Genomic DNA, 21,930 nt, shown 5'->3' with positions numbered 1-21,930 from the left:
ACTACGATGGCCGCCATGGCGACGTGGGAGGACGGACCGGAGTACGCCCCGATCCAGCGACCGAATCAGTTCACGGTCCCCGAGGTCCCGCCGCTGAGCATGGCGCCGCCAGTCGCCCACCCGGCGGCCGGTGCCCCGGCCGAGCGGCCACGGTTCGACGTCCCGTCCGCTCCGACCGTCGCCCTCGAGGCGCTGCGGCCGGAGGAGCAGGATCCGCGCGATCCGTCCGTCCCGTTCGAGGTGGTGTCGAGCGCCGCGACCACGGCCGACTCGGCCTGGGGCGCCGCACACTGGAGCCGGCCGGACGGCGACTGGGGCCCGCCCGCCGGTGCCCCCGAGGCGCTGCCGTACGACCCGACCACGCCGATGGCCCAGCACGCACCGCCACCGACCAGCGGGCATGGTGCCGTCGACGGCGGACCGACGGCCTGGGCCGCCCCCAATCCGTACGGCGGGCCGGCCCAGTCCGGCTATCCGGCGCCCGGCACGACCGAGTGGTTCGCGCCGCCGCCGTCCGCCGGACCACCGGCCAACCCGGCGGATGCCGGCTCGGTGCTGAAGGCGGCGACGCCGGGCGTGTTGATCACCCTCGGGATCGGCGGCTTCATCTACCTGGTCGCGCCACTGACCCTCGGGATCGCGTTCGCGCTGGCCAACCGGATCACCGTCGCCAAGGAGGCCGTCCGCCGGGTGTTCCTGGTCGGGCTCGGCGTGCTGGCGTTCTTCGCCCTGGTCGGCGCGCTGACCAACGGCGACTCGTTCGTCGACTGGTGGTCCTTCGTCGGCTGGTGGGCCGTGCTGATCTCCTGGTGCGTCGGCATCGCCCTGTTGATCGTGATCTACCGCGCGCTGCGGAACCCGGGCCCGGGCGGCGGCTACCAGCGACCGTGGTCCTGACCACGCCGGCCGACCGGCCGCGAACCCTCGCCGAGGCCCTGCGTGCCGGGGGCCGGGACTTCCTGGTCCGGCTGATCGAACTCCGCCCCGACCTCGGCTATCCGCTGCCGGCCGACCTGGCCGAACTGGCCGGGCGCGCCGCCACCACCACGTCGACGGTACGGATCCTGGACCGCCTGGACGCCTGGACCCGGCTGGTGGCCGAGATCCTGGCCGCCCTGCCCGATCCGACCACCCCGGACCGGGCCGCCGAACTGGCCGCGGGCAGCGTCGCCGACCTCACCGACCCCAGCGAGGTGGCGGCGGCCGTCGACCGGGCGATCGCGACCCTGCGCGACCGCGCGCTGCTCTGGGCCACCGGCCCGCCCCAGGTCGAACTGCGGCTGACCCGCGCCGTCCGGGAGTACTTCGGGCCCTATCCGGGTGGGCTGGCGCCACCGTCGCCGCAGCCGCTGGACCCCGGCCAGGTGACCGACCGGCTGGCCGCCGCGGGCCCGGACGAGCACGACGTGCTGGCCAAGCTGGCGCACTCCCCCGCCGGCGCGGTCCGCAACGCCGACCGCCCGGTCAGCCTCGAACAGGCCGCGACGCCGATCGACCGACTACTCGCCCGGGGACTGATCCGGCCGCTGTCCCCGGAGACGGTGATCCTGCCCCGCGAGATCGCCTGGCGGCTCCGCGAGGGCCGGTTCGCGGCAACCCCGGTGGCGGCGACGGCCCCGCCGGTCGGCGGCCGGCACCGGGACGCCTCGGTGGTCGACCGGGCCGCCGCGGGCGCCGCGTACGGGCTGCTGGAGGACGTGGTCGGCGTCGCCGCGGTGCTCGAGGAGGCGCCGCACCGGCTGGTCCGCGACGGCGGCGTGGCCAGCCGCGACCTGACCCAGCTCGCCCGGGCGCTCGGCACCGATCTGGCCCAGACCGCCTTTGTGGTGGAACTCGGCGCCGCGGCCGACCTGTACGGCACCGGTGGTGGCAACCGCTTGCTGCCCACCACGGGCTACGACCGGTGGGTCGGCGAGCCGCTGCCGGACCGCTGGCTGCGGCTGGTCCGGGCCTGGCTGATCATGGAACGCTACCCGGGCCGCGAGCTCGCCGCCGGCCAGCATGCGCTGGGTCCGGAACTGGCCGCGCCGGCCGCTCCGGCGGCCCGCTCGTTGATCATGGAACTGATGCGGGCGGCCGACACCGGCACCGTTCTTGATCATGATCAGCTGGCCGCCGCGGTCGGCTGGCACCGGCCCCGGCTGGGCGCCGCCGGGCAGCCGCCGATCGCCGACCTGACCGGCTGGATCTGGCGCGAGGCAGGCTATCTGGGGCTGACCGGGCTCGGCGCCGTTTCCGGTTTCGGCGCCGCCCTGGAGAGCCCGGACGCGGCCCTGCCGGAGCCGCTGGCCGGGCTGTTCCCGGCCCTGGTCGATTCGATCATCGTGCAGGCCGACCTGACCGCGGTGGCCGCCGGCCCGCTGCCGGTCCGGCTGGCCGAGGAGCTCCGGCTGCTCGCCGTCCAGGAGTCCCGGGGCGGCGCCGGGGTTTACCGGTTCAGTGCCGATTCGCTGCGCCGCGCCTTCGACGCGGGCTGGACCGCCGAGCGGATCCACGACTGGTTGTCTCACCATTCGGCCACCGCAATTCCGCAGCCTCTGGGCTATCTGGTGGACGACGTCGCCCGCCAGTACGGCAGCATCCGGATCGGTCCGGCGACCAGTTACCTGCGGGTCGACGACGAGGCCCGGGCCCGGACGATCTTGAGCCATCCGGGTGCCGCGCAGCTCGGCCTGCGCCGGCTCGGCCCCGGCGTGCTGATCGCCGCCGCGGAGCCGTACCAGCTGGTCGAGTTCGTCCGCGAGCTCGGTTTCGCACCGGCCGCCGAGGACGAGTACGGACGCAACCTGGCACCCCCGGATCGGTTGCGTGCAACGGTTTTCGAGCGCGTACGCCCGCCCGGCACGGCCCGCCCGACGGAGCTGGCGGACGCGATCCTGGCCGGCGACCGCGGTCGCGACCCGGACCGGGTGGAGACCGCCGAGCTGCTCACCCGGCTGAACCGCGCGGCGCGGAACTCGAGCCCGGTGCTGCTCGGCTACGTCGGCCCGGACGGCGACCCGGTGGAGCGCCGGCTGACCCCTGTTGATCTTGGTGAAGGTGTGCTCCGGGCGGTCCTCGAGGATGATTCGGCGGTGCTGCGAATTCCACTGTCGCGCGTATCGTCGGTGATCCCCCTACAATGAGCCAATGCGGCCCCAGACAATCCGGAGATTCCTGGTTGTCTTGGTGTGCTCGTCCGGGATCGGAACCCTCTACTGGGTGCCCGCGGTCACCGGATCCCCGTTGCTGCTGGACACCTCCCCGCGCCGGGTGGTGTCCGCCGACCAGACCTCCAACGACCGCGACCCGTCGAAGGCCGAGGAGGCCGGCGACGAGGGCGACAGCGCCGCCGACTCGCTGCCCGAGGCGGAGCGCGAGCCGATCGCCTCGGCGCAGTCCCGCCCGGTCCCGGGTGCCCCGAGCACGGTGACCGGTCTCCGGGCCGGCCTGATCACCGACGACTGGGCGCAGATCTCCTGGGACGCGACCTCCGGCGGCGACGTCACGTACCAGGTGCGGCTGAACGGCTTCGAGGTGCTGGAGACCGGCAACGTCGTCGCCTCGGTGCGCTGGTTCAACGACGACATGACCGTCCAGGTGATCCAGGTCCGGGCCACCCGCAGCGGCAAGTCCGGGCCCTGGTCGAACGCGCTGATGGTGGATCCCGAGCGGCCGGAGAAGTCGAAGCCGAACGGACCGGGGAAGTCCGAGGACCCGACCGGCCAGCCGACGTCCAGCCGGAAGCCACGGCCGAGCGAATCGTCCACGCCGCCGCCCGTGCCGCCGTCCGGTCCGGCCCAGCCGCCGACCGGCTCGCCGAGCCCGTCCACCCCGACCACGTCGGACGACCCGACTGATCCGCCGCCCTCCGGACCGGCATCGCCGGGTCCGAGCGAGCACAACCCGCCGCCGTCCAGCAGCGCGCCGCCGGTCAGCCCGTCGCCGGACGACGACAGCGACCCGCTGCCCTGGCCGCCGTGGGATCCGTCGCCGACCCCGCCGCCGCCGACCGTCCCGCCGCCTCCGCCGCCGGGTCAGGACACCGACGAGCCGGACGGCCTGTTCCCGCGGTTGGGCAAGCTGTTCGAGCAACTGTTCCCGCCGCCGGGCCCGACGCCGTCGCCGAGCCCGTCACCGACCCCGTCCGACGAGTCGACGCCGCCCGCCGGCGAGCAGCCGGAGTCCGGCGACCCGGAGTCGAAGGACCCGTCGCCGTCGGAGCCGCCGGCCAAGGATTCGGAGTCGCCGACCCCGCCGCCGTCCAGCCAGCCGCCGTCGACCCCGCCCGGTTCCAGCGAGCCGCCCGCGTCGAGCACCCCGCCGCGCACCAGCGAGCCGCCGTCGAGTGAACCGCCGTCGAGCCCGCCGCCGTCCAGCCGGCCGCCCTCGTCGGAGCCGCCCTCGTCGGAGCCGCCGGCGTCCGATTCCGGGTCTCCGCTGCCGCCGGACTCCTCGTCCGCGCCGCCGTCGTCGACTCCTCCGGAGCCGTCCGCTCCGACCACCCCAACCGGCTCGACACCACCCCAGTCGACGCCGCCGTCGTCGCCTCCGGCATCCTCGGAGTCGACACCTCCACCGTCCTCGGGCTCACCATCCCCGGGACCGACTCGTTAGAGCAGTTCGTCCATGACACATTCCTCGGGGCTGGGACCCCTGGTCGTTCAATCCGACCGCACCCTGTTGCTGGAAGTCGATCACCCCGACGCCGAAGCGTGCCGGATCGCGATCGCTCCGTTCGCCGAACTCGAGCGGGCACCGGAGCACATCCACACCTACCGGCTGACGCCGCTCGGCCTGTGGAACGCCCGCGCGGCCGGTCACGACGCCGAACAGATCGTCGACGTCCTGCTCAACTACAGCCGCTACCCGGTGCCGTCCGGGCTGCTGGTCGACGTGGCCGACACGATGGACCGGTACGGCCGGCTCCGGATCGAGAAGCATCCGACCCACGGACTGGTCCTGATCACCACCGACCGGCCGGTGCTCACCGAGGTGCTGCGCAGCCCGCGGATCAAGGGGCTGATCGGCACCCGGATCGATGACGACTCCGTCGCCGTACACCCGTCGGAGCGGGGCCGGCTGAAGCAGGTGCTGCTGAAGCTCGGCTGGCCGGCCGAGGACCTCGCCGGGTACGTCGACGGCGAGGCGCACCCGATCGAGCTGGAGCAGAACGGCTGGCGGCTCCGGCCGTACCAGGCGCTGGCCACGAAGTCCTTCTGGTACGGCGGCTCCGGCGTGGTCGTGCTGCCCTGCGGCGCCGGCAAGACGATCGTCGGCGCGGCCGCGATGGCCAAGGCGAAGGCGACCACGTTGATCTTGGTCACCAACACCGTCTCGGCCCGCCAGTGGCGCGACGAGTTGATCAAGCGCACCTCGCTGACCGCCGACGAGATCGGTGAGTATTCCGGTGCCCGCAAGGAGATCCGGCCGGTCACCATCGCCACGTACCAGGTGATCACGACCAAGCGGCACGGTCTGCACCCGCACCTGGAACTGTTCAACGCGCGGGACTGGGGCCTGGTGATCTACGACGAGGTGCACTTGCTGCCGGCCCCCGTCTTCCGGATGACCGCCGACCTGCAGGCGCGGCGGCGGCTCGGCCTGACCGCGACGCTGATCCGCGAGGACGGCCGGGAGGGCGACGTGTTCTCCCTGATCGGGCCGAAGCGGTACGACGCGCCCTGGAAGGACATCGAGAACCAGGGCTACATCGCGCCGGCCGACTGCGTCGAGGTGCGGGTCACCCTGAGCGAGGCCGAGCGGATGACGTACGCGGTCGCCGAGCCGGACGTGAAATACCGGCTCGCCTCGACCGCCGAGTCGAAGTCCGACGTCGCGATCGACCTGGTCGCCAAGCACCGCGGCCAGCCGACCCTGGTGATCGGTCAGTACGTCGAGCAACTGGAGGAACTGTCCGAGCGGCTCGGCGCCCCGCTGATCAAGGGCGACACGACGGTCCGGCAGCGGGAGAAGCTCTACGAGCAGTTCCGCTCCGGCGAACTCGACCTGCTCGTCGTGAGCAAGGTGGCGAACTTCTCCGTCGACCTGCCGACCGCCCAGGTGGCGATCCAGGTGTCCGGCGCCTTCGGGTCCCGGCAGGAGGAGGCGCAGCGGCTCGGTCGGCTGCTCCGGCCGAAGAACTCCGGGATCACCGCCCGCTTCTACGCCGTCGTCGCCCGCGACACCGTCGACTCCGAGTTCGCCCAGCACCGGCAGCGGTTCCTGGCCGAGCAGGGCTACGCGTACCGGATCATGGACGCCTCCGAGGCCATCTCCGCCGACTGACCCGCCCGGTAATCCCGGTGCGCCGCCGGGGCTTGCGTCCTAGAGTGCGCGGGTGGATCTGACGGAGTTCGGTACGCCGACCGGACCGATGACCCGGGTCGGCGGCGGTGCCGCCAATCGGCTGTACCGGCTCGACACCGACCGGGGCTCGTTCGCGGTGAAGGAGCTGAACCTGGTCGACCGGCGCTGGCCGTACCACCTCGAGGACGTCTTCCGGTTCGAGCAGGCCGCCTTCGCCGCCGGCATCCCGATGCCGGAATCCATGGCGGCCGGCCCGGACCTGCTCGTCCACCGGTGGGTCGACGGAGCGAAACTGCCCGAGGCACCCGCGCCGCCGGCGTACGCGTTCGAGCTCGGCCAGATCCTCGCCCGGCTGCACGCCCTCGACTTCGACTGGCCGCACGAGCCGAGCCGGGAGCCGACGCCCCGGGACTGGCCCGAGCTCGCCGAGCGGGCCGCCGCGACCGGCCAGCCCTGGGCCGACGAACTCGCCGCCAAGGTCGACACCTTCCTCGCGATCGCCGACTTCGTCGACACCTGCGAACGACCCGGCCCCGTCGTGCTGACCCACCAGGACCTCCAGCCGTGGAACCTGCTCGTCCGCGACGGCCGCCCGGTGCTGCTCGACTGGGAACTCTCCGGCCGCCTCGACCTGTCCGGCGAACTCGGCTCGACCGCCCTGGGCCTCTGCAAGGGCCCCGGCCTCGACCACCTCGAGCCGGCCAGCTTCCGCGCGGTCCTGGACGGCTACGTCGCGGGCGGCGGCACGCTGCCGCCGCCGGGACCGAGCTGGTTCGTGTTCACGGTCAGCGGCCGGCTCGGCCACATCCGGGCGAACCTTGTCCGGTGCCTGGCCGGCGTCGAGGCGGGCACCGGCCCCGACCTCGCGCAGTCGCAGCAGATCGTGCGGGCCGGCCTCCACGGCCTCCCCGACCTGTTCCGCCGCCTCCCCGACCTCGAGGCCCTGCTCCTTGAGGCACTCTCCGCGTAAGCGATGGAAGGCGGTTCAGTGGCCGATTCCGAGCTCCTTCCGCTGCTGGCCAGGCCCTGGCCGACCCTGAATCATCGTGCTGTGCAGGCACAGCTGAGGGAACTGGGCTGGGTGAGATTCGCTCAAGGCGACCAGGCCTACGCCTACCGTTCGCCCGCGGGACGACTCGTCGCGCGGGTCAGTCCGTTCGAGCTGGGCTATGACGACTTCGTCGAACTGTGCCAACGGTGTGCGGGGCACCGGCACCTGCCCCGGGTCGAGCTGGCGAGCCCACTCGAGGGCGGCGGGCACCTGACCATCCTGGAGCACCTCAGCGAGCCGGACCCCGGTGCAGTGCGCCGATTCCTGTGGCAGTGCCAGCATCCCGAGGAAGCCGACCCGGACCTGCGCTCGCTCCGGCGCGAGGTCGACGTGATCGACGACCGCGGCCGGCGTCAGGTTCGCGGCTGGGTCGGCATCGACCTCGGCGAACGGCACGTGCTCCGCTCGTCGGACGGGAACCTGAAGGTCCTGGACCTCTTCGGCGTCGACGTCCTCCAGCAGTTGATCAAGGACCCGCACGGCTTTGCCCGATCCATGCCCGCAGACCGCTGCCGGTACCTCCTCGATCTGCCCGACCTGCAGTTGGACGACCACCCCGCCGGCTACCTGGACCGGGTACGGGACGCGTACGAACTCGCCTTTCCACCTCGCTGAGTCAGTGGATGAACCCCCATCGAGTGGACGCTTTGACCCCGTTTCGGCGCCGGAGGCCGGTCAAGGCGTCCACTCGGCGATGCCGACGGCTGCGGCGAGAGGTTCCGGGTGGCCGGCGCGGCGGGCGGAGCGGTGGGCGAGTTCGAGGATCTCGGTGACGACGGCGGCGTCGGCGGGATCGACGGGTGGCGGGCCGCCGTCGGTGACCGCGGTCCAGAGTTGCCGGTAGAACTCGTCGGCGGCCCGGACGGCCGGGAGATCGGTGATCACCCGGCGGTCGTGGCCGGCGAGGTCGATCACGACGGTGTCGAAGTCGGGGCAGATCACCGAGCCGCGGCTGCCCAGGACGGTCCACTTCGGCAGCTCGACGACGTCCTCGCGGAAGATCTCCACCCGGGACAGCGGCCCGTCGGGATAGTTCAGCCGCAGGTCGAGGTAGTGCTCGACCTCATCGCCGGGAAAGGTGTCGGTCACCGCCGAGACTGAGCTGGGGCGGCCGAGCAGTTGGACCTGGTGATCAACAAGGTGCGGCGCGATCAGGTAGCCGACCCCGCCGCCGCCCGCCACGGTGTGTGCCCAGGCGGCCAGGTCGGTGCCGGCGTGCGGTCGGTCGTGGCCGGCGACGACGTACTTGCCTCGGTGCATCCGGCGCTCCTCCACCCGCCACAGCTCGCCGAGTTCGCCGCCGCGGATCAGCTCGCCGATGATCAGGTACGACGGCTCCCAGCGCCGGTTCTGGTGCACGGTCAGGATCCGGTGGTTCCGCCGCGCCGCGTCGAGCATCCGGTCGGTCTCGGCCCGGGTGACCGCCATCGGCTTCTCGACCACGACATGGTGTCCGGCGTCGAGCGCGGCGACGGCCAGCTCGGCATGGAGGTGGTGCGGTGTGGCGATCACGATCAGGTCCAGGGCGTCGTCGCCGATCAGGTCCTGCCAGTTCCGGTACGGGCGCGCGCCGAACCGGCGGGCCGCGGCCTCGGCCCGGTCGGGCCGGGCCGAGGCGACCGCCTGCAGCCGGTACTGCTCCGACCGCTCCAGGGCGCCCTCGGCGTGGTAGTACCAACCGCTGTTGCCGAGCCCGATCAGGCCGACCGCCACCTGGTCCGCGGTCACGCCGGCGGCTCCGTCGGTGCGGGGTCGAACCACTCGATCACGGCCGCCTGGGTCCAGGCCGGGTCGCCGTTCTCGTACACGCCGCGGAACACCTCGTGCACCCGTTCGGCGAACGGCATGATCGCGCCGAGTTGCTCGCCCATGGCCAGCACGTAGCCGAGGTCCTTGACGTGCATGCCGAGGGTCCGGCTGCTGCCGTACTCGCGGTCGAGCATCCGGCGGGAGCCGGCCAAGGGCCCCGAGTAGGCGCCGGTCCAGCGCAGCGCCTCGATCATCCGGTCGACGTCCACCCCGGCGCGCTGCCCGAAGGCGACCGCCTCGGCCGCGGCGCCGATGGCGATCCCGGACAGCAGGTTCTGGACCAGCTTCACGTAGTGGCCCTGACCATGATCACCGACGTGATAGTGCCGGAAGGCGACGATGTCGAAGATCGGCGCCGCCTCGCCGTAGTCGGTGGCGTCGCCGCCGGCGAAGACCACCATGCCGCGGCCGCCGAAGCTGATCGGGGCGTCGAGCATCCGGATGCCCCGCTCGGCCGCCTGCGCGACCAGCGCCAGCGTCCGGTCCGGCCGGTTCGTGCTCATGTCGACGAGGATCGTGCCGTCCGCCATCGTGTCCAGCAGCCCGCCGGCACCGAGCACGACCTCGTCGACGACATCGGCGTTCGGCAACGACAGCAGCAGGACCGGGACGGCCCGGGCCAGTTCCGCCGGTTCGTCGTGGACGATCGCGCCGAGCTCGCCCACCGCGGCGCACGCGTCATGATCAAGATCGTGGACGTGCAGTTCGACTCCGGCCTCGAGCAGGGAACGGGCCATCCGGCCGCCGACGTTGCCCAGCCCGATCAGGCCTACGGGACTTCTCATCGCTGTACCTCCAGGTTGTCGGTGATCATCGGCTGGCGTTGCCGCCGCCGTCGACGGCGAGCGTCGTGCCGGTGACGAAGCTCGCGTCCGTGCTGGCCAGGAAGGTGATCGCGGAGGCGATCTCGGCCGGCTCGGCGAACCGGCCGAGCAGGTTCGGGATCCGCTTGGCCCGCAGTTCCTCGCGGGCCGCCTCCGGATCGGCGAAGTCGTTCAGGTGCATCTCGGTGATCGTTCCGCCCGGGGCGACGCAGTTCACCCGGACCCCGTGCGGCGCCAGCGACGCGGCCAGGGATCGGTTGAACGAGACCATGCCCGCCTTGGTCGCGTCGTAGATCCACTTGTTCGGACGGGTCCGGTACGCCGCCTCGGAAGCGACGTTGACCACGGCCCCGCCGCCGGTGATCAACGCCGGCAGCAGCCCGTGCGTGAGCAGCGCGGCCCCCTTCAGGTTGACGCCGAACAGTTCGTTCCAGCCGGCCAGCCCACCCTCGATGAACGTGCTGTCCTGCCGGCCGTTGATGTGCACCACCCCGGCACAGTGCACCAGCACCTGGATCGCCGGATGCGCCTCGACCAGCCGGCCGGCCAGCTCGCTGACGGCCGGCTCGTCCAGCAGATCGACCGGGTGACCGGTGGCGGCACCGCCGTCGGCGACCAGCCGGTCGGCCAGCTCGGTCAATTGGTCGGCCAGCCGGTCCACCAGGACGACCTCGGCGCCCTCGGCACTGAGCCGCTCGGCGGTGGCCCGGCCGATCCCGTGGGCGGCCCCGGTGATCACTGCGACCTGGCCGGCGAAGCGTTGTGGGTTCATCGTGCGTACTCCTTGATCATTTGAGTCCGGTGGTGGAGATGCCCTCGATGAGCAGCTTCTGGAAGGCCAGGAAGAAGCCGATCACCGGCAGCAGCGACAAGATCGACATCGCGAACAGGCCGCCGTAGTTGGAGGTGCCGGAGGCGTCGACGAACAGCGAGAGCCCGATCGGCACCGTGTAGTTCTCCGGGCTGGTCAGGTAGATCAGCGGGTTCAGGAAGTCGTTCCAGGCCCAGATGAAGGAGAACGCCGCGGTGGTCGCCAGCGCCGGTACGGCCAGCGGCATGACGATCCGCAGGAAGGTGCCGAGATAGCCGCAGCCGTCCAGCCGCGCCGCTTCCAGCAGCTCGTGCGGGATCAGCCGGAAGAACTGCACCAGCAGGAACACGAAGAACGCCTCGGTGGCCAGGAACCGTGGCACCACCAGCGGCAGGAAGCTGTCCAGCCAACCCAGCTGGTCGAACAGCAGGTACTGCGGGATCAGCAGGACGTGGTACGGCAGCATGATCGTTCCGATCATCAGCGCGAACCAGATCCGCCGGCCGCGGAACGTGATCCGCGCGAACGCGTACGCGGCCAGCGAACAGGAGACGATGTTGCCGATCACCGCGAGCACGGCGATGATCACCGAGTTGCGGAAGAAGGTGCCGAAGCCGGTACTGCCGACGCTGTTCCAGCTGTTGGCGTAGTTGTCCAGCGTGAACCCGTCGCCGATCCACAGCCCGGACTCGAGCAGGGCCCGCTCGGACGGCCGGAACGAGGAGGCGCCCATCCACAACAGCGGATAGATCATCACGAAGGCGGCGCTGACCAGTCCGACGTGGATCAGCGTGCGCCGTGCGGTCCGGGTGATCATGATTCGTCTCCGTAGTTCACCCAGAGTCTTCCGCTGGCGAAGATCGCGGCCGTGGCCGCGGCGATCACCAGCAGCAGGACCCAGGCCATCGCCGATGCGTAGCCGAACCGGAGTTCGGTGAAGGCCCGTTGGTAGAGCAGCAGGGTGTAGAAGAGGGTCGAGCCGGCCGGGCCGCCGGACCCGCCGCTGACCACATAGACCTGGGTGAACGCCTGGAAGCCGCCGATCACCGCGAGCACGCCGTTGAACAACACCACCGGCGAGATCGACGGCAGGGTGATCGAGGCGAACCTGGCCCACCGTCCGGCGCCGTCGATCGCGGCGGCCTCGTACAGTTCGGCCGGCACCTGGCGCAGCCCGGCCAGGAAGATGATCATCGGCGAGCCGAAGGTCCAGACGTTCAGCACCATGATCGTGATCAGGGCCGTGTCGGGATTCCCGATCCAGCTGCCCGGGTGCAGCCCGAACCAGCCGAGGACGGAGTTGATCAGTCCGGTCTCGCCCCAGACGAAGCGCCACAGTACGGCGATCGCGACGCTGCCGCCGAGCAGGGACGGGACGTAGAAGATCGTCCGGTACAGCCCGAGGGCGTGGATGCCGCGATTGAGCAGGCTGGCGATCAGGAGGGCGAAGGCGAGCATCACCGGTACCGAGATGCCCACGTAGAGGAGCGTCACCCGGACCGAGCCCCAGTAGGCGGGGTCGTCGAGGAACATCCGCCGGTAGTTCTCCAGCCCGACCCAGCGCACCGTACGGAATGAGCCGGAGTAGTTGGTGAAGGACAGCAGCAGCGAACCGAGCATCGGCAGCAGCGTGACGCCGAAGAAGCCGATCAGCCACGGGGTCAGGAACGCGTAGCCGGCCAGGTCCTCCCGGACCGCCGGCCGGAGTCGGCGGCGGGGCCGACCCGCCGGCCGGGGCTCGGCCGGCGGCGCTTCGGTGAGCAGAACGGACATGTCGGACACCTCGTCGTGCGCAGCGGTCGGTGATCAGAAGCCGGACAGGGCCGTGTTGGCCTGAGTGATGAACTCGTCGACACCCTGGTCGACGGTGAGCTGGCCGAACGAGACCTTCTCGTAGGTCTGGGTGAACTGGGTGACCAGTTGCTGGGTGGCGTCGGGCCAGACATCGACCAGGGCCCCGGCCTGGGAAACCTTTTCGTACAAGGCGATCCGGTCCTTGATCGCCTGGTCCACCTCCGGGCTGGCCGCCTGCGCGTTGCGGACGGAGGTCACCGGCGGCAGGCCGGTCTGGGCCTTCAGCGTCATCGCCCCGTCCTCGGACTTGATGAAGTAGTCGATGAAGGCGACCGACTGCTTCACGTTGGTGCAGTTCGCGGAGATCGACCAGCTGTTGGTCCCGACCACCTGTGGCTTGCCTGCGGTCGGCGACGGGGCGAGGACCAGCTTCCCCTGGTCGCCGAGACCGGCCTGGCTGTCGGAGACGTTGTTGTCGCCGGTGCTGGACACGACGAGCTTGCCCTTGGCCAGCAGGTTGGCGTTGCCCGGGACGCCGTTCTCCTCGGCCGTCACCCGGGCCGGCGGCGCCACGCCGTCGGCGCTGGCGTCGGTCCACAGCGAGAACCACTCGTGCAGCGTCTCCCGGGAGAAGCCGACCTCCTTCTCGCCGAACAGCGTCTCGCCCTTGCCGAGGGCGAAGGACTGGAACTGGGTGATCTGGCCACCGCGGTCGGCGATCGCGTAGCTGCCCTCGGGCAGCTTCGGCTGCAGCTGCTTCGCCCAGGCGACGTAGTCGGTCCAGCTTCCTTGATCATCCGGCGGCTCGACGCCGGCGTCGGCGATCGCGGTCTCGTTGAGCACGGCGCCTTCGAACCAGATGCCGTACGGGATCGCGTACAGCTTGCCGTCGGCGGCGCGCTGGCTGTCCAGCAGCTTGGGGTCGATGCCGGAGACGTCGATCGTGCCGTTCTGCACCAGGGTGTCCAGCGCGAGCAGTGAACCCCGGTCCTCGAACTTGGCCTCGTAGCGGGACTGCATCGCCACCACACAAGGCAGGTTGTCGCTCGCGGCCTGCACCGAGAGTCGGTCCCAGTAACTGTCGAAGGCGGTGGGCTGGGTGGTGATCTCGATCCCCTGCTGCTGCTCGCCGAACGCGTCGACGACCTCCTGAACGGACTTGTTGCGGGCATCGGAGCCGTACCAGGTGATGGTCAGCGGCCCGTCGGCCGACAGCTCGGCGCCATCGGCTCCGGGTTCGGTCGGGGCCGAGCAGGCGGCCAGGGCGAACAGCGTCAGGATGGCGAGCCCGTGGCGGAGCCCCGGGCGGCGGGGTCGAATCCGATCATGATCGGACATGGTGCTTCTCCTTTGAAACTGAGGCATTACGGATGGCCGGCGGACCCGGCGGTGAGGTACGGCCTCGCCACGGCCAGCCCGGCGCGAAGATCATCGATCACGGTCGACCGGTCGATCAGCGGCAGTTCGATGATCAACTGGCCGGCGTAGCCGCGGTCCCGGGCGTGGCCGAGGACTGCGGCGAAGTCCACGACGCCTTCCCCGAACCGGACGAACCGGTCGGTGCCGGGCGCACCGGCATCCTTCAGATCGACGTGGATGATCCGGTCGTGGAAGTCGTCGATGAACCTGATCATGTCGACGCCCGAGGCGGCGAAGTGACCGGTGTCCAGGCAGGCGCCGATCGCCGGCTCCGGCACCGCGGCGAAGATCTGCCGGTAGTCCTCGGGAAACTCGACGACGTTGCGGAAGTGGTTCTCGATCGCGATCCGGATCCCGGCCGCCGCGGCGTGCGGCGCGATCTCCTGCAGGACGGCGATCAGTCCGGCCAGGCCGCCGCGCTCGCCGCGCCGCGAGCCGGTGGCCTTGATCATGGTCACGCCCACCCGGCGGGCGGCCTCGAGCAACCAGAGCCAGCGGGTGGTCTCCCGGGTCAGGTCGCCGAAGCCGTCGCCGGCCGCGAACGGGGAGACCTGCAGGGTCACCGGGGTGAGCCCGGCATCGGCGCACCGGGCGGCGATCCGGTCCAACCCGGCCGGGGTGAGATTGCGCGGGTACCAGGTGTTGAACTCGACGTTGCGGACCCCGAGTTCGCCGATCCGGGCGAAGGTCGGGCCGAAGTCTTCGTCACCGAAGCCGTCGAAGCAGAGGGTCGCCACCGCGACGTCGATGATCATGATGCGTCCAGGACCGGCAGGTCGACCCGGACCCCGCCCGCCATCGCGGACTGGTGGGCGCAGATGCCGACCGAGGTCCAGTTCGCCGCGGTGAGCTCGTCGACCAGCGGTGGCCGGCCCTCGACGATGCTCCGGATGAATTCGTGCGCCAGGTGCGGGTGCGAGCCGCCGTGGCCGCTGCCCTGGGTGAAGGACAGGTGTTCGTGCTGCTCGTCGTAGACGCCGCGGGTGGTGAACCGGCCGATCTCGGGCGGCAGCCGGTGGACGAAGTCCGGCACCTCGACCCGGCGCGGCTGCTCCCCGACGTGGAGCACATGCCCGGAGCCCTGGGTCTGTTCCCACTCGAACGTTGCGTGATCACCGAACACGGTGAAGCTCTCCACGTACTCGCGGGCGGTCTCGAACAGCGACCGGGACACCTCGGCCGCGATCGGCGAGTCCCGCAACGTGATCAACGCCGTCTCGACCGCGAAGGGCGAGCCGTACCGTGCGGCCAGCTCCGGGGCGATTCGGCCGGATCCCTTGCAGACAACGCTTTCGGCGGGCGCACCGGCCAGCGCGAGGAGGGGCCCGACCGCGTGGGTCGCGTAGTGCATCGGCGGCAACCCGGACCAGTAGCCGGGCCAGCCGGTCATCTCCTGGTGGTGCGCGCCGCGGAGGAACTGGATCCGCCCGATCGTGCCGTCGTCGACCAGGTCGCGGACGTACAGGAATTCGCGCGAGAAGACGACCGTCTCCATCATCATGTAGGTCCGGCCGGACTCCCGGACGGCCTCGACGATGGCCCGGCACTCCGCCAGCGTGGTCGCCATCGGTACGGTGCAGGCGACATGCTTCCCGGCCCGCAACGCGGTGATCGTGTGCCCGGCATGATCAGGAATGGGCGTGTTGATGTGGACCGCGTCGATCTCCGGATCGGTGATCAACTCGGCGAAGTCGTCGTAACGGCGCGGAATGTCGAACTCGTCGGCGATCTTGTTCAGGGTGCTGGTGGTGCGCTGACAGACCGCGATCAGCTCCGCATCGGGATGGGCTTGGTAGATCGGGATGAACTCCGCCCCGAACCCGAGACCGGCGAGGGCGACTCGGACCTGGTGTGACATCTGGCCTCCTTGATGATCAAGCTTGGGTCACGGCCGCGGGACGCTCCATGCGCGATCCAGCAAGATCCCTTAGATTTCTTACATGTCGGTATCGCTGCCGACGCGGCACGTCGCCCTTCTGGTCGAGACCTCGAACGCCTACGCACGTGGCCTGCTGTCCGGCATTCGCAGATTCGTCGTGGAACGCCCGCGATGGTCGCTCTATCTGGCCGAGCACAGCCGGCACGAGACCGACTTCTCCTGGCTCGAGGGCTGGCGCGGCCACGGGGTGCTGGCCCGGATCGAGAACGAGGAGACCGCGCGGTTCGTCCGCCGGCTCGGCCTGCCGACGGTCGACCTGAGCGCCAAACGCCTGGTCCCTGAACTGCCCTGCGTGGAGACCGACGACCGGGCGATCGCCGGTCACGCCGTTGATCACTTCGCCGAACGGGGACTGCGGCAGTTCGCCTACTGCGGCGACGCCCAGTACGGCTGGTCGACGGCCCGCGCCGCGGCGTTCGCCGAGCTGGTCCGGGGCCGCGGTGCGGAACCGTACGAGTTCGCGATGGAGCCGTCCGGCCTGCGGTCCCAGGACCGTGATCGACTGGCGGACTGGTTGCGCCGGCTGCCGCACCCGGTCGGGGTGCTGGCCTGTTTCGACATCGCCGGGCAGGAGGTGCTCGAGGCGTGCAAGATCGCCGGGCTGCAGGTGCCCGACGAGGTCGCGGTGATCGGCGTCGACAACGACGAGCTGTACTGCAACCTCACCTCGCCGCCGCTGTCCAGCATCCAGCCGGACGCCGTACGGACCGGGTTCATCGCGGCCGGGATCCTCGACGAGATGATGGCGGGCCACCCGCAACCGGCCGGCGTACGGCCGATCCCCCCGCTGCGGATCGCGACCCGCCAGTCCTCCGACCTGTTCGCGATCAGCGATCCGCTGGTCGCCGCGGCCCTGCGCTACATCCGCGACCACTCCGAGCGAGCGGTCACGGTGAGCGCCGTCCTGCAGCACGTCGGACTGTCCCGGCGGGCGCTCGACTACCGCTTCACCGAGTTGCTCGGCCGGACCGTCCACGCCGAGATCGTCCGGGTCCGGATGGCCCGGGTCACCGAGCTGCTCACCTCGACCGACTGGACCCTGCCCCGGATCGCCGAACGGCTCGACTTCCGGCACGCCGAGTACATGGGGGTCCTCTTCAAGCGCCACACCGGGCGGTCCCCCGGCGCCTACCGGCGGATCATGTCGCCGGCCTGACCCCGCCGGCTGGCAGGAAGGTCGACCGGAATGAATGTCGGCCGGGCGTGGTTGGCTGTGGCCGTGGAGCGACGATGACTGCGGGACCTGCGGAGCAGTTGCGGCTGTCCTCGGCGACCGGGCGCTGGGTGATGCTGGCGACGGTGCTCGGGTCCAGCGTGGCGATGCTGGACAGCACGGTCGTCAACATCGCGCTGCCCGCGCTCGCGGAGGATCTCGGCGCCGAGATGTCCGGGCTGCAGTGGACGGTGAACGCGTACACGCTGACCCTGGCCGGGCTGATCCTGCTCGGCGGTGCGCTCGGCGACCGGTTCGGCCGGCGGCGGGTCTTCGTCATCGGGGTGGTCTGGTTCGCCCTGGCCTCGGCGCTCTGTGCGGCGGCGCCGACGGTGGAGGTGCTGATCGCGGCGCGGGCGTTGCAGGGCATCGGCGGGGCGCTGCTGACGCCCGGTTCGCTGGCGATCATCCAGGCCTCGTTCGTGCCGTACGACCGGCCGCGGGCGGTCGGCGCCTGGGCCGGGCTGGGCGGTGTCGCCGGCGCGATCGGACCGTTCCTCGGCGGCTGGCTGGTCGACGTCGCGGGCTGGCGGTCGGTGTTCCTGATCAACCTGCCGCTGGCCGCGGTGACCGTGGCCGTCGCGGTACGGCACGTGCCGGAGAGCAGCGGGGCCCGGACCGAACGGCGGTTCGACGTGCTCGGCGCCGTGCTGGCCGCGGCCTCACTGACCGGGATCACGTACGCGCTGACGGAGCTGCCGGCCGGCCGGATCGACCCGTTGATCATCACCGCGGCGGTGGTCGGCGTCGGCGCGGCGCTCTGGTTCGTGCTGGTCGAACGGAGCCGGACCCGGGGCCGCGGACCGACCCCGATGCTGCCGCTGGACGTGTTCGGCTCGGCCCAGTTCACCGCGATCAACCTGATCACCCTCGTCGTGTACGGCGGACTGTCGCTGCTCACCTTCCTGCTGGTGGTGCACCTGCAGCAGGTCGCGGGCTTCACCCCGATCGCCGCGGGCGCCGCGCTGCTCCCGGTCACCGTCCTGATGCTGCTGCTGTCGGCCCGGGCCGGTTCGCTGGCCCAGCGGATCGGGCCGCGCTGGATGATGGCGATCGGGATCACGATCGGCGCCGCCGGGATGCTGCTGCTGACCCGGATCGGGCCCGGCGCGAACTACGTCCTGGACGTGCTGCTGCCGGTCACCCTGTTCGGCATCGGCCTGACCGCCACCGTGGCACCGCTGACCGCGACCGTGCTGGCCACGGCCGACGTCCGGCACGCCGGTGTCGCCAGCGGCGTGAACAATGCCGTCGCCCGGGCCGCCGGGCTGCTCGCCGTCGCCGCCGTACCGCCAGCGGTCGGGCTGACCGGCAACGCGCTGAACGACCCGGCCGTCTTCGCCGCCGGCTTCCGCTCGGCCATGGTGGTCAGCGCCGGCCTGCTGCTGATCGGCGCGCTGCTCTGCGTGATCGCGATCCGCGGCAACGTGCTGCGCCCCGAATTCGATCAGGAACCGATCGGGACCGTCGACTCCTCCTGAACGCCGAGGTCGAGCGGTGCGCCGTTCGGGCTGGCCGCGAGGGCGACGAGCTCGGCCAGCTCGGCCGGCCAGAGCCAGCCGTCCGGCTCGGTGAGGTCGGCGGCAGGCCACCAGCGGTGGCCGGCGATGGTGAGTTGTTCGTCCTCGGTGTGGCCGGAGATGTCGATCTCGAACGGCCGGACCTTGATCGCGTAGAACGTCTCGTCCTGGACCAGGATCTGGTCCGAGTAGCCGTGCACGGCCCGGCGTACGGCGAGCGGACCGATCAGGTCCTCGGCGCGGGACCGGTAGCCGGTCTCCTCGGCCAGCTCGCGTACGGCGGCGTCGGTCTCCGTCTCGCCCGGGTCGATCCCGCCACCCGGCGTGACCCACCAGCTGACGCCGGGACAGCCGGGATCGGTGTCCTGGAACAGCAGCACCCGTTCATGATCATCGATCATGATCACGCGGACGGCCTGCCGTTCCTTGTGTGGTCGCTGCCCTGGATCGACCGCCTCGAACCGGTCCCCGTCGCCGTCGCTGCTCATCGGTCTCCGATCAGTTGTCCGTCGCGGCTTCTTCGGCGCGGATCCACCATTCCGTCTCCAGGATGCCCATGATCACCTCGTCGCCGTACTGTCCGTTATGGAAGGTGACGTCGCGCCGTCGGCCCTCCTCGACGAACCCGGCCCGCTGGTACGCGGTGATCGCCCGGGTGTTGTAGCCCCAGACCCTGAGCTCGATCCGGTGCAGGCCCAGCTCGGCGAACCCGAACCGCAGCATCAGCCGGCAGGTCTCGGTGCCGTAGCCGCTGCCGGTGTGCTCCGGGCCGAGGATGATCACGAACTCGGCCGTGCGGCCGTGCGGCGCGGCGATCAGGCCGACCTGGCCGATCAGCTCGTCGTCCTCGATCCGGGCCACTGCGAAGCTCGGGTCGTTCGGCGTGCTGTTCGCCGTCCACTGCCGGAACCGTTCGGTGATCGTGGCCTCCGGCACCGGCCGGGCGGTGGCCTGCTGCAGCACCGTCGTCGCCGGGTCGTTCCACCACCGGGACAGCGATGCGAAGTCCGCTTCCCGTACTTCCCGCAGATAGACCCGCTCCCCGCGCAGCAGATTCTTGCCGTACGCGATCGCAGCATCCGTGTCGGTGAGCCGCCGCATGGGCCTCATCCTGCCATGGCCCCGCGCGCCTCCTGGACGGCCGGTGCCTTATTGGTTAGCAGCCGCGGCGCGGCGCGGGTACAGTGGCCCTCCCCCACGAGAAGCATCGGAGATTTCTGCATGCCCGAATCCCATGAGGCACTGGAGCAGGAACGACGACATCTCGGCGAATCCCGCGCGGCGCTGCGCCGGATGCGTGATCATGCGGCGTCCCTCGAGGGCCACGGCGCCGGCGCGGATCGCGTGTCGACCGAGCACCTGAAGCAGGTCCTGCACCGGCGGATGAAGTCCCTCGAGGACGATCCGACGGTCCCGTTGTTCTTCGGCCGGCTGGACTACGACGCGCGGCTCGGCGCGGACAACGACGAACGGCTCTACGTCGGCCGCCGGCACGTCACCGGCGAGTCCGGCGGCGACCCGCTGGTGATCGACTGGCGGGCCCCGATGTCGCTGCCGTTCTACCGGGCCAAGCCCGGCGACCCGATGCGGGTACGGCTGCGGCGGCGGTTCGGCTTCCAGTCCGGCGAGCTGACCGCGTTCGAGGACGAGGAACTGGCCGAGCAGCAGACGGCCCGGCACTCGGAGATCCTCGAGGCCGAGATCGAACGGCCGCGAACCGGCCCGATGCGCGACATCGTCGCCACCATCCAGCCCGACCAGGACGTGATCGTCCGGGCCGACCTGTCCCACTCGCTCTGCATCCAGGGCGCGCCGGGCACCGGGAAGACCGCGGTCGGGCTGCACCGCGCGGCCTACCTGCTCTACGCGCACCGCGACCAGCTGTCCCGCTCCGGTGTGCAGGTGATCGGCCCGAACGACAACTTCCTGTCCTACATCGGCGACGTGCTGCCGGCGCTCGGCGAGATCGACGCGACCCAGGCCACCGTGTCGTCGCTGGTCAGCACGGCGACCGGGTTCACGATCACCGGCACCGACCCGGTGCCGGCCGCGTTGATCAAGGGCGACGCGCGGATGGCCGAGGTGATCAAGCGGGCCGTCTGGGGACACCTGGTCGAGGCGACCGGCCCGCTGGTGGTGCCGCGCGGCGCGCACCAGTGGCGGGTCGCGGCCTACCTGGCCAACGAGATGGTCGACGAGTTGCGCCGGCGCGGCGTGCGCTACGCGGCCGGGCGGACCATGCTGCCGCAGCGGTTGGCCCACCAGGTGCTGATCCGGATGGAGGCGGCCGGCGACTCCCCGGACGACCGGGTGCAGAACACGGTGGCCCGGAGCAAGCCGGTGAAGACGTACGCGGACGAGCTGTGGCCGGCCGTCGACCCGGCGAAGTTGATCTTGCGGTTGCTGACCGATGCCGAGTTCCTGGCCGGCGCCGCGGACGGCCTGCTGGACGCCGCCGAACAACAGTTGATCTTGATGGCCAAGCCGGCCCGGACCCCGAAGAGCGCGAAGTGGACGCTGGCCGACCTGGCGCTGATCGACGAGGCCGCCGATCAGCTGAACCGGACCCCGAGCCTCGGCCACGTGATCATCGACGAGGCGCAGGACCTGTCCGCGATGCAGTTGCGGGCGATCGGCCGCCGGGCCACGACCGGCTCCGTGACCGTACTCGGTGATCTTGCTCAGGCGACCACGCCGTGGGCGACCCGGTCCTGGCAGGAGTCACTGACCCACCTGGGCCATCCGGAGGCCGAGATCTCCGAACTGGTGGAGGGGTTCCGGGTGCCCGGCTCGGTGATCGAGTTCGCGGCCCGGCTGCTGCCGCAGATCGCACCGGCTCTCACTCCGCCCCGCTCGGTGCGCCGCAGCCGCGGCGACCTGGAACTGTTGCAGACCGACGATCCGGACGGCACGGTGATCAAGTCCGTGGTCGCCGCGGCCGCCCGCGAGGGCACCGTCGGCGTGATCGTCCCGGACGCCACGATCCCCCGGCTGCGCGACCTGCTGGAGCAGGCCGGGATCCGCTACGACCTGCTCGGCGACGTGCCGCCCGATTTCGAGACCCGGGTCGACCTGGTCCCGGCGACCGTCGCGAAGGGCCTGGAGTTCGACCACGTGGTGGTCTTCGAGCCGGAGGGGATCGTCGCCGCCGAGCCGGACCGGGTGACCGGCCTGCGCCGGCTCTACGTCTGCCTGACCCGCGCCGTGACCTCGCTGGCCGTCGTGCACGCCGAACCGCTGCCCGCCGAGTTGACCGACTGAG

The 21,930-nt window shown here is 71.2% G+C and carries 19 protein-coding genes; 9 read left to right on the top strand and 10 right to left on the bottom strand.

Translation table 11 applies throughout. From position 1 onward, the window contains the following. Positions 1–15: 15 nt before the first annotated feature. The 6 genes from ACFQU4_RS08040 to ACFQU4_RS08015 all read left to right on the top strand — a co-directional run bounded on the left by ACFQU4_RS08040 (position 16) and on the right by ACFQU4_RS08015 (position 7,954). Complete coding sequence (locus ACFQU4_RS08040) at positions 16–897, top strand: hypothetical protein (RefSeq protein WP_377489299.1); 882 nt, start codon at positions 16–18, stop codon at positions 895–897. Then, positions 888–3,125, top strand: a complete 2,238-nt coding sequence (locus ACFQU4_RS08035; protein ID WP_377489296.1) for a helicase-associated domain-containing protein — start codon at positions 888–890, stop codon at positions 3,123–3,125. The genes ACFQU4_RS08040 and ACFQU4_RS08035 overlap by 10 nt, the downstream gene beginning before the upstream one ends. A gap of 4 nt (positions 3,126–3,129) precedes the next feature. After that, on the top strand, positions 3,130–4,596 hold the full coding sequence (locus ACFQU4_RS08030; protein ID WP_377489293.1) for a hypothetical protein: 1,467 nt from the start codon (positions 3,130–3,132) through the stop codon (positions 4,594–4,596). 12 nt (positions 4,597–4,608) lie between these two features. Then, the gene (locus ACFQU4_RS08025; protein WP_377489290.1) at positions 4,609–6,267 is read left to right on the top strand and encodes a DNA repair helicase XPB; all 1,659 of its coding nucleotides are present in this window, start codon (positions 4,609–4,611) and stop codon (positions 6,265–6,267) included. A 52-nt stretch (positions 6,268–6,319) separates the two neighbouring features. Further along, a complete protein-coding gene (locus ACFQU4_RS08020) occupies positions 6,320–7,258 on the top strand; it encodes a phosphotransferase family protein (RefSeq protein WP_377489287.1) in 939 nt (312 codons plus the stop codon). Positions 7,259–7,339: 81 nt separating this feature from the next. Then, a complete protein-coding gene (locus tag ACFQU4_RS08015; RefSeq protein WP_377489284.1) occupies positions 7,340–7,954 on the top strand; it encodes a hypothetical protein in 615 nt (204 codons plus the stop codon). 60 nt (positions 7,955–8,014) lie between these two features. Here the strand turns inward: ACFQU4_RS08015 and ACFQU4_RS08010 are convergent, their stop codons facing one another. Genes ACFQU4_RS08010 through ACFQU4_RS07975 form a run of 8 tightly spaced genes read right to left on the bottom strand, consistent with a single transcriptional unit; the run spans position 8,015 to position 15,854 of the window. Next, a complete protein-coding gene (locus ACFQU4_RS08010; RefSeq protein WP_377489281.1) occupies positions 8,015–9,067 on the bottom strand; it encodes a Gfo/Idh/MocA family protein in 1,053 nt (350 codons plus the stop codon). After that, entirely contained in the window at positions 9,064–9,933 is an 870-nt protein-coding gene (locus ACFQU4_RS08005; RefSeq protein ID WP_377489278.1) for an NAD(P)-dependent oxidoreductase, read from the bottom strand. Before ACFQU4_RS08005 ends, ACFQU4_RS08010 begins: the two co-directional genes overlap by 4 nt. A gap of 25 nt (positions 9,934–9,958) precedes the next feature. Beyond that, entirely contained in the window at positions 9,959–10,744 is a 786-nt protein-coding gene (locus ACFQU4_RS08000) for an SDR family NAD(P)-dependent oxidoreductase (RefSeq protein WP_377489275.1), read from the bottom strand. 16 nt (positions 10,745–10,760) lie between these two features. Beyond that, positions 10,761–11,600 carry a carbohydrate ABC transporter permease gene (locus tag ACFQU4_RS07995; RefSeq protein WP_377489272.1) on the bottom strand — a complete coding sequence of 280 codons (840 nt, stop codon included), beginning with the start codon at positions 11,598–11,600 and terminating at the stop codon, positions 10,761–10,763. Continuing rightward, the gene (locus ACFQU4_RS07990) at positions 11,597–12,556 is read right to left on the bottom strand and encodes a carbohydrate ABC transporter permease (RefSeq protein ID WP_377489269.1); all 960 of its coding nucleotides are present in this window, start codon (positions 12,554–12,556) and stop codon (positions 11,597–11,599) included. The genes ACFQU4_RS07995 and ACFQU4_RS07990 overlap by 4 nt, the downstream gene beginning before the upstream one ends. Before the next feature lie 33 nt (positions 12,557–12,589). Next, a complete protein-coding gene (locus ACFQU4_RS07985) occupies positions 12,590–13,915 on the bottom strand; it encodes an ABC transporter substrate-binding protein (protein WP_377489266.1) in 1,326 nt (441 codons plus the stop codon). A gap of 26 nt (positions 13,916–13,941) precedes the next feature. Beyond that, complete coding sequence (locus ACFQU4_RS07980) at positions 13,942–14,751, bottom strand: sugar phosphate isomerase/epimerase family protein (protein ID WP_377489263.1); 810 nt, start codon at positions 14,749–14,751, stop codon at positions 13,942–13,944. Continuing rightward, positions 14,748–15,854, bottom strand: coding sequence for a Gfo/Idh/MocA family protein (locus ACFQU4_RS07975; RefSeq protein WP_377489260.1), 1,107 nt, complete (start codon positions 15,852–15,854; stop codon positions 14,748–14,750). Before ACFQU4_RS07975 ends, ACFQU4_RS07980 begins: the two co-directional genes overlap by 4 nt. 82 nt (positions 15,855–15,936) lie before the next feature. On the opposite strand from ACFQU4_RS07975, the gene ACFQU4_RS07970 reads away from it, so the two are divergent. Next, positions 15,937–17,091, top strand: a complete 1,155-nt coding sequence (locus tag ACFQU4_RS07970) for a substrate-binding domain-containing protein (RefSeq protein WP_377489257.1) — start codon at positions 15,937–15,939, stop codon at positions 17,089–17,091. Between the two features lie 74 nt (positions 17,092–17,165). Further along, on the top strand, positions 17,166–18,629 hold the full coding sequence (locus ACFQU4_RS07965) for an MFS transporter (RefSeq protein WP_377489254.1): 1,464 nt from the start codon (positions 17,166–17,168) through the stop codon (positions 18,627–18,629). Here ACFQU4_RS07965 and ACFQU4_RS07960 read toward each other — a convergent pair. Both ACFQU4_RS07960 and ACFQU4_RS07955 read right to left on the bottom strand, forming a co-directional pair. Then, positions 18,596–19,156 carry an NUDIX hydrolase gene (locus tag ACFQU4_RS07960; RefSeq protein WP_377489251.1) on the bottom strand — a complete coding sequence of 187 codons (561 nt, stop codon included), beginning with the start codon at positions 19,154–19,156 and terminating at the stop codon, positions 18,596–18,598. The two genes, ACFQU4_RS07965 and ACFQU4_RS07960, sit on opposite strands and share 34 nt — an antisense overlap. A 10-nt stretch (positions 19,157–19,166) precedes the next feature. Next, complete coding sequence (locus tag ACFQU4_RS07955; protein ID WP_377489248.1) at positions 19,167–19,769, bottom strand: GNAT family N-acetyltransferase; 603 nt, start codon at positions 19,767–19,769, stop codon at positions 19,167–19,169. Positions 19,770–19,889: 120 nt separating this feature from the next. Between ACFQU4_RS07955 and ACFQU4_RS07950 the strand changes: the two genes are divergently transcribed. Then, positions 19,890–21,929 (top strand): HelD family protein, encoded by a 2,040-nt coding sequence (locus ACFQU4_RS07950; RefSeq protein WP_377489245.1) that lies wholly within the window; start codon positions 19,890–19,892, stop codon positions 21,927–21,929. Position 21,930 lies beyond the last annotated feature (1 nt).

This window comes from Microlunatus sp. GCM10028923 (genome assembly GCF_042666975.1).
In the GTDB taxonomy this organism is placed as follows: Bacteria; Actinomycetota; Actinomycetes; order Propionibacteriales; family Propionibacteriaceae; genus Microlunatus.
Note: the sequence above shows the minus strand (reverse complement) of the source record. Positions and strands in the feature narration are given on the sequence as shown.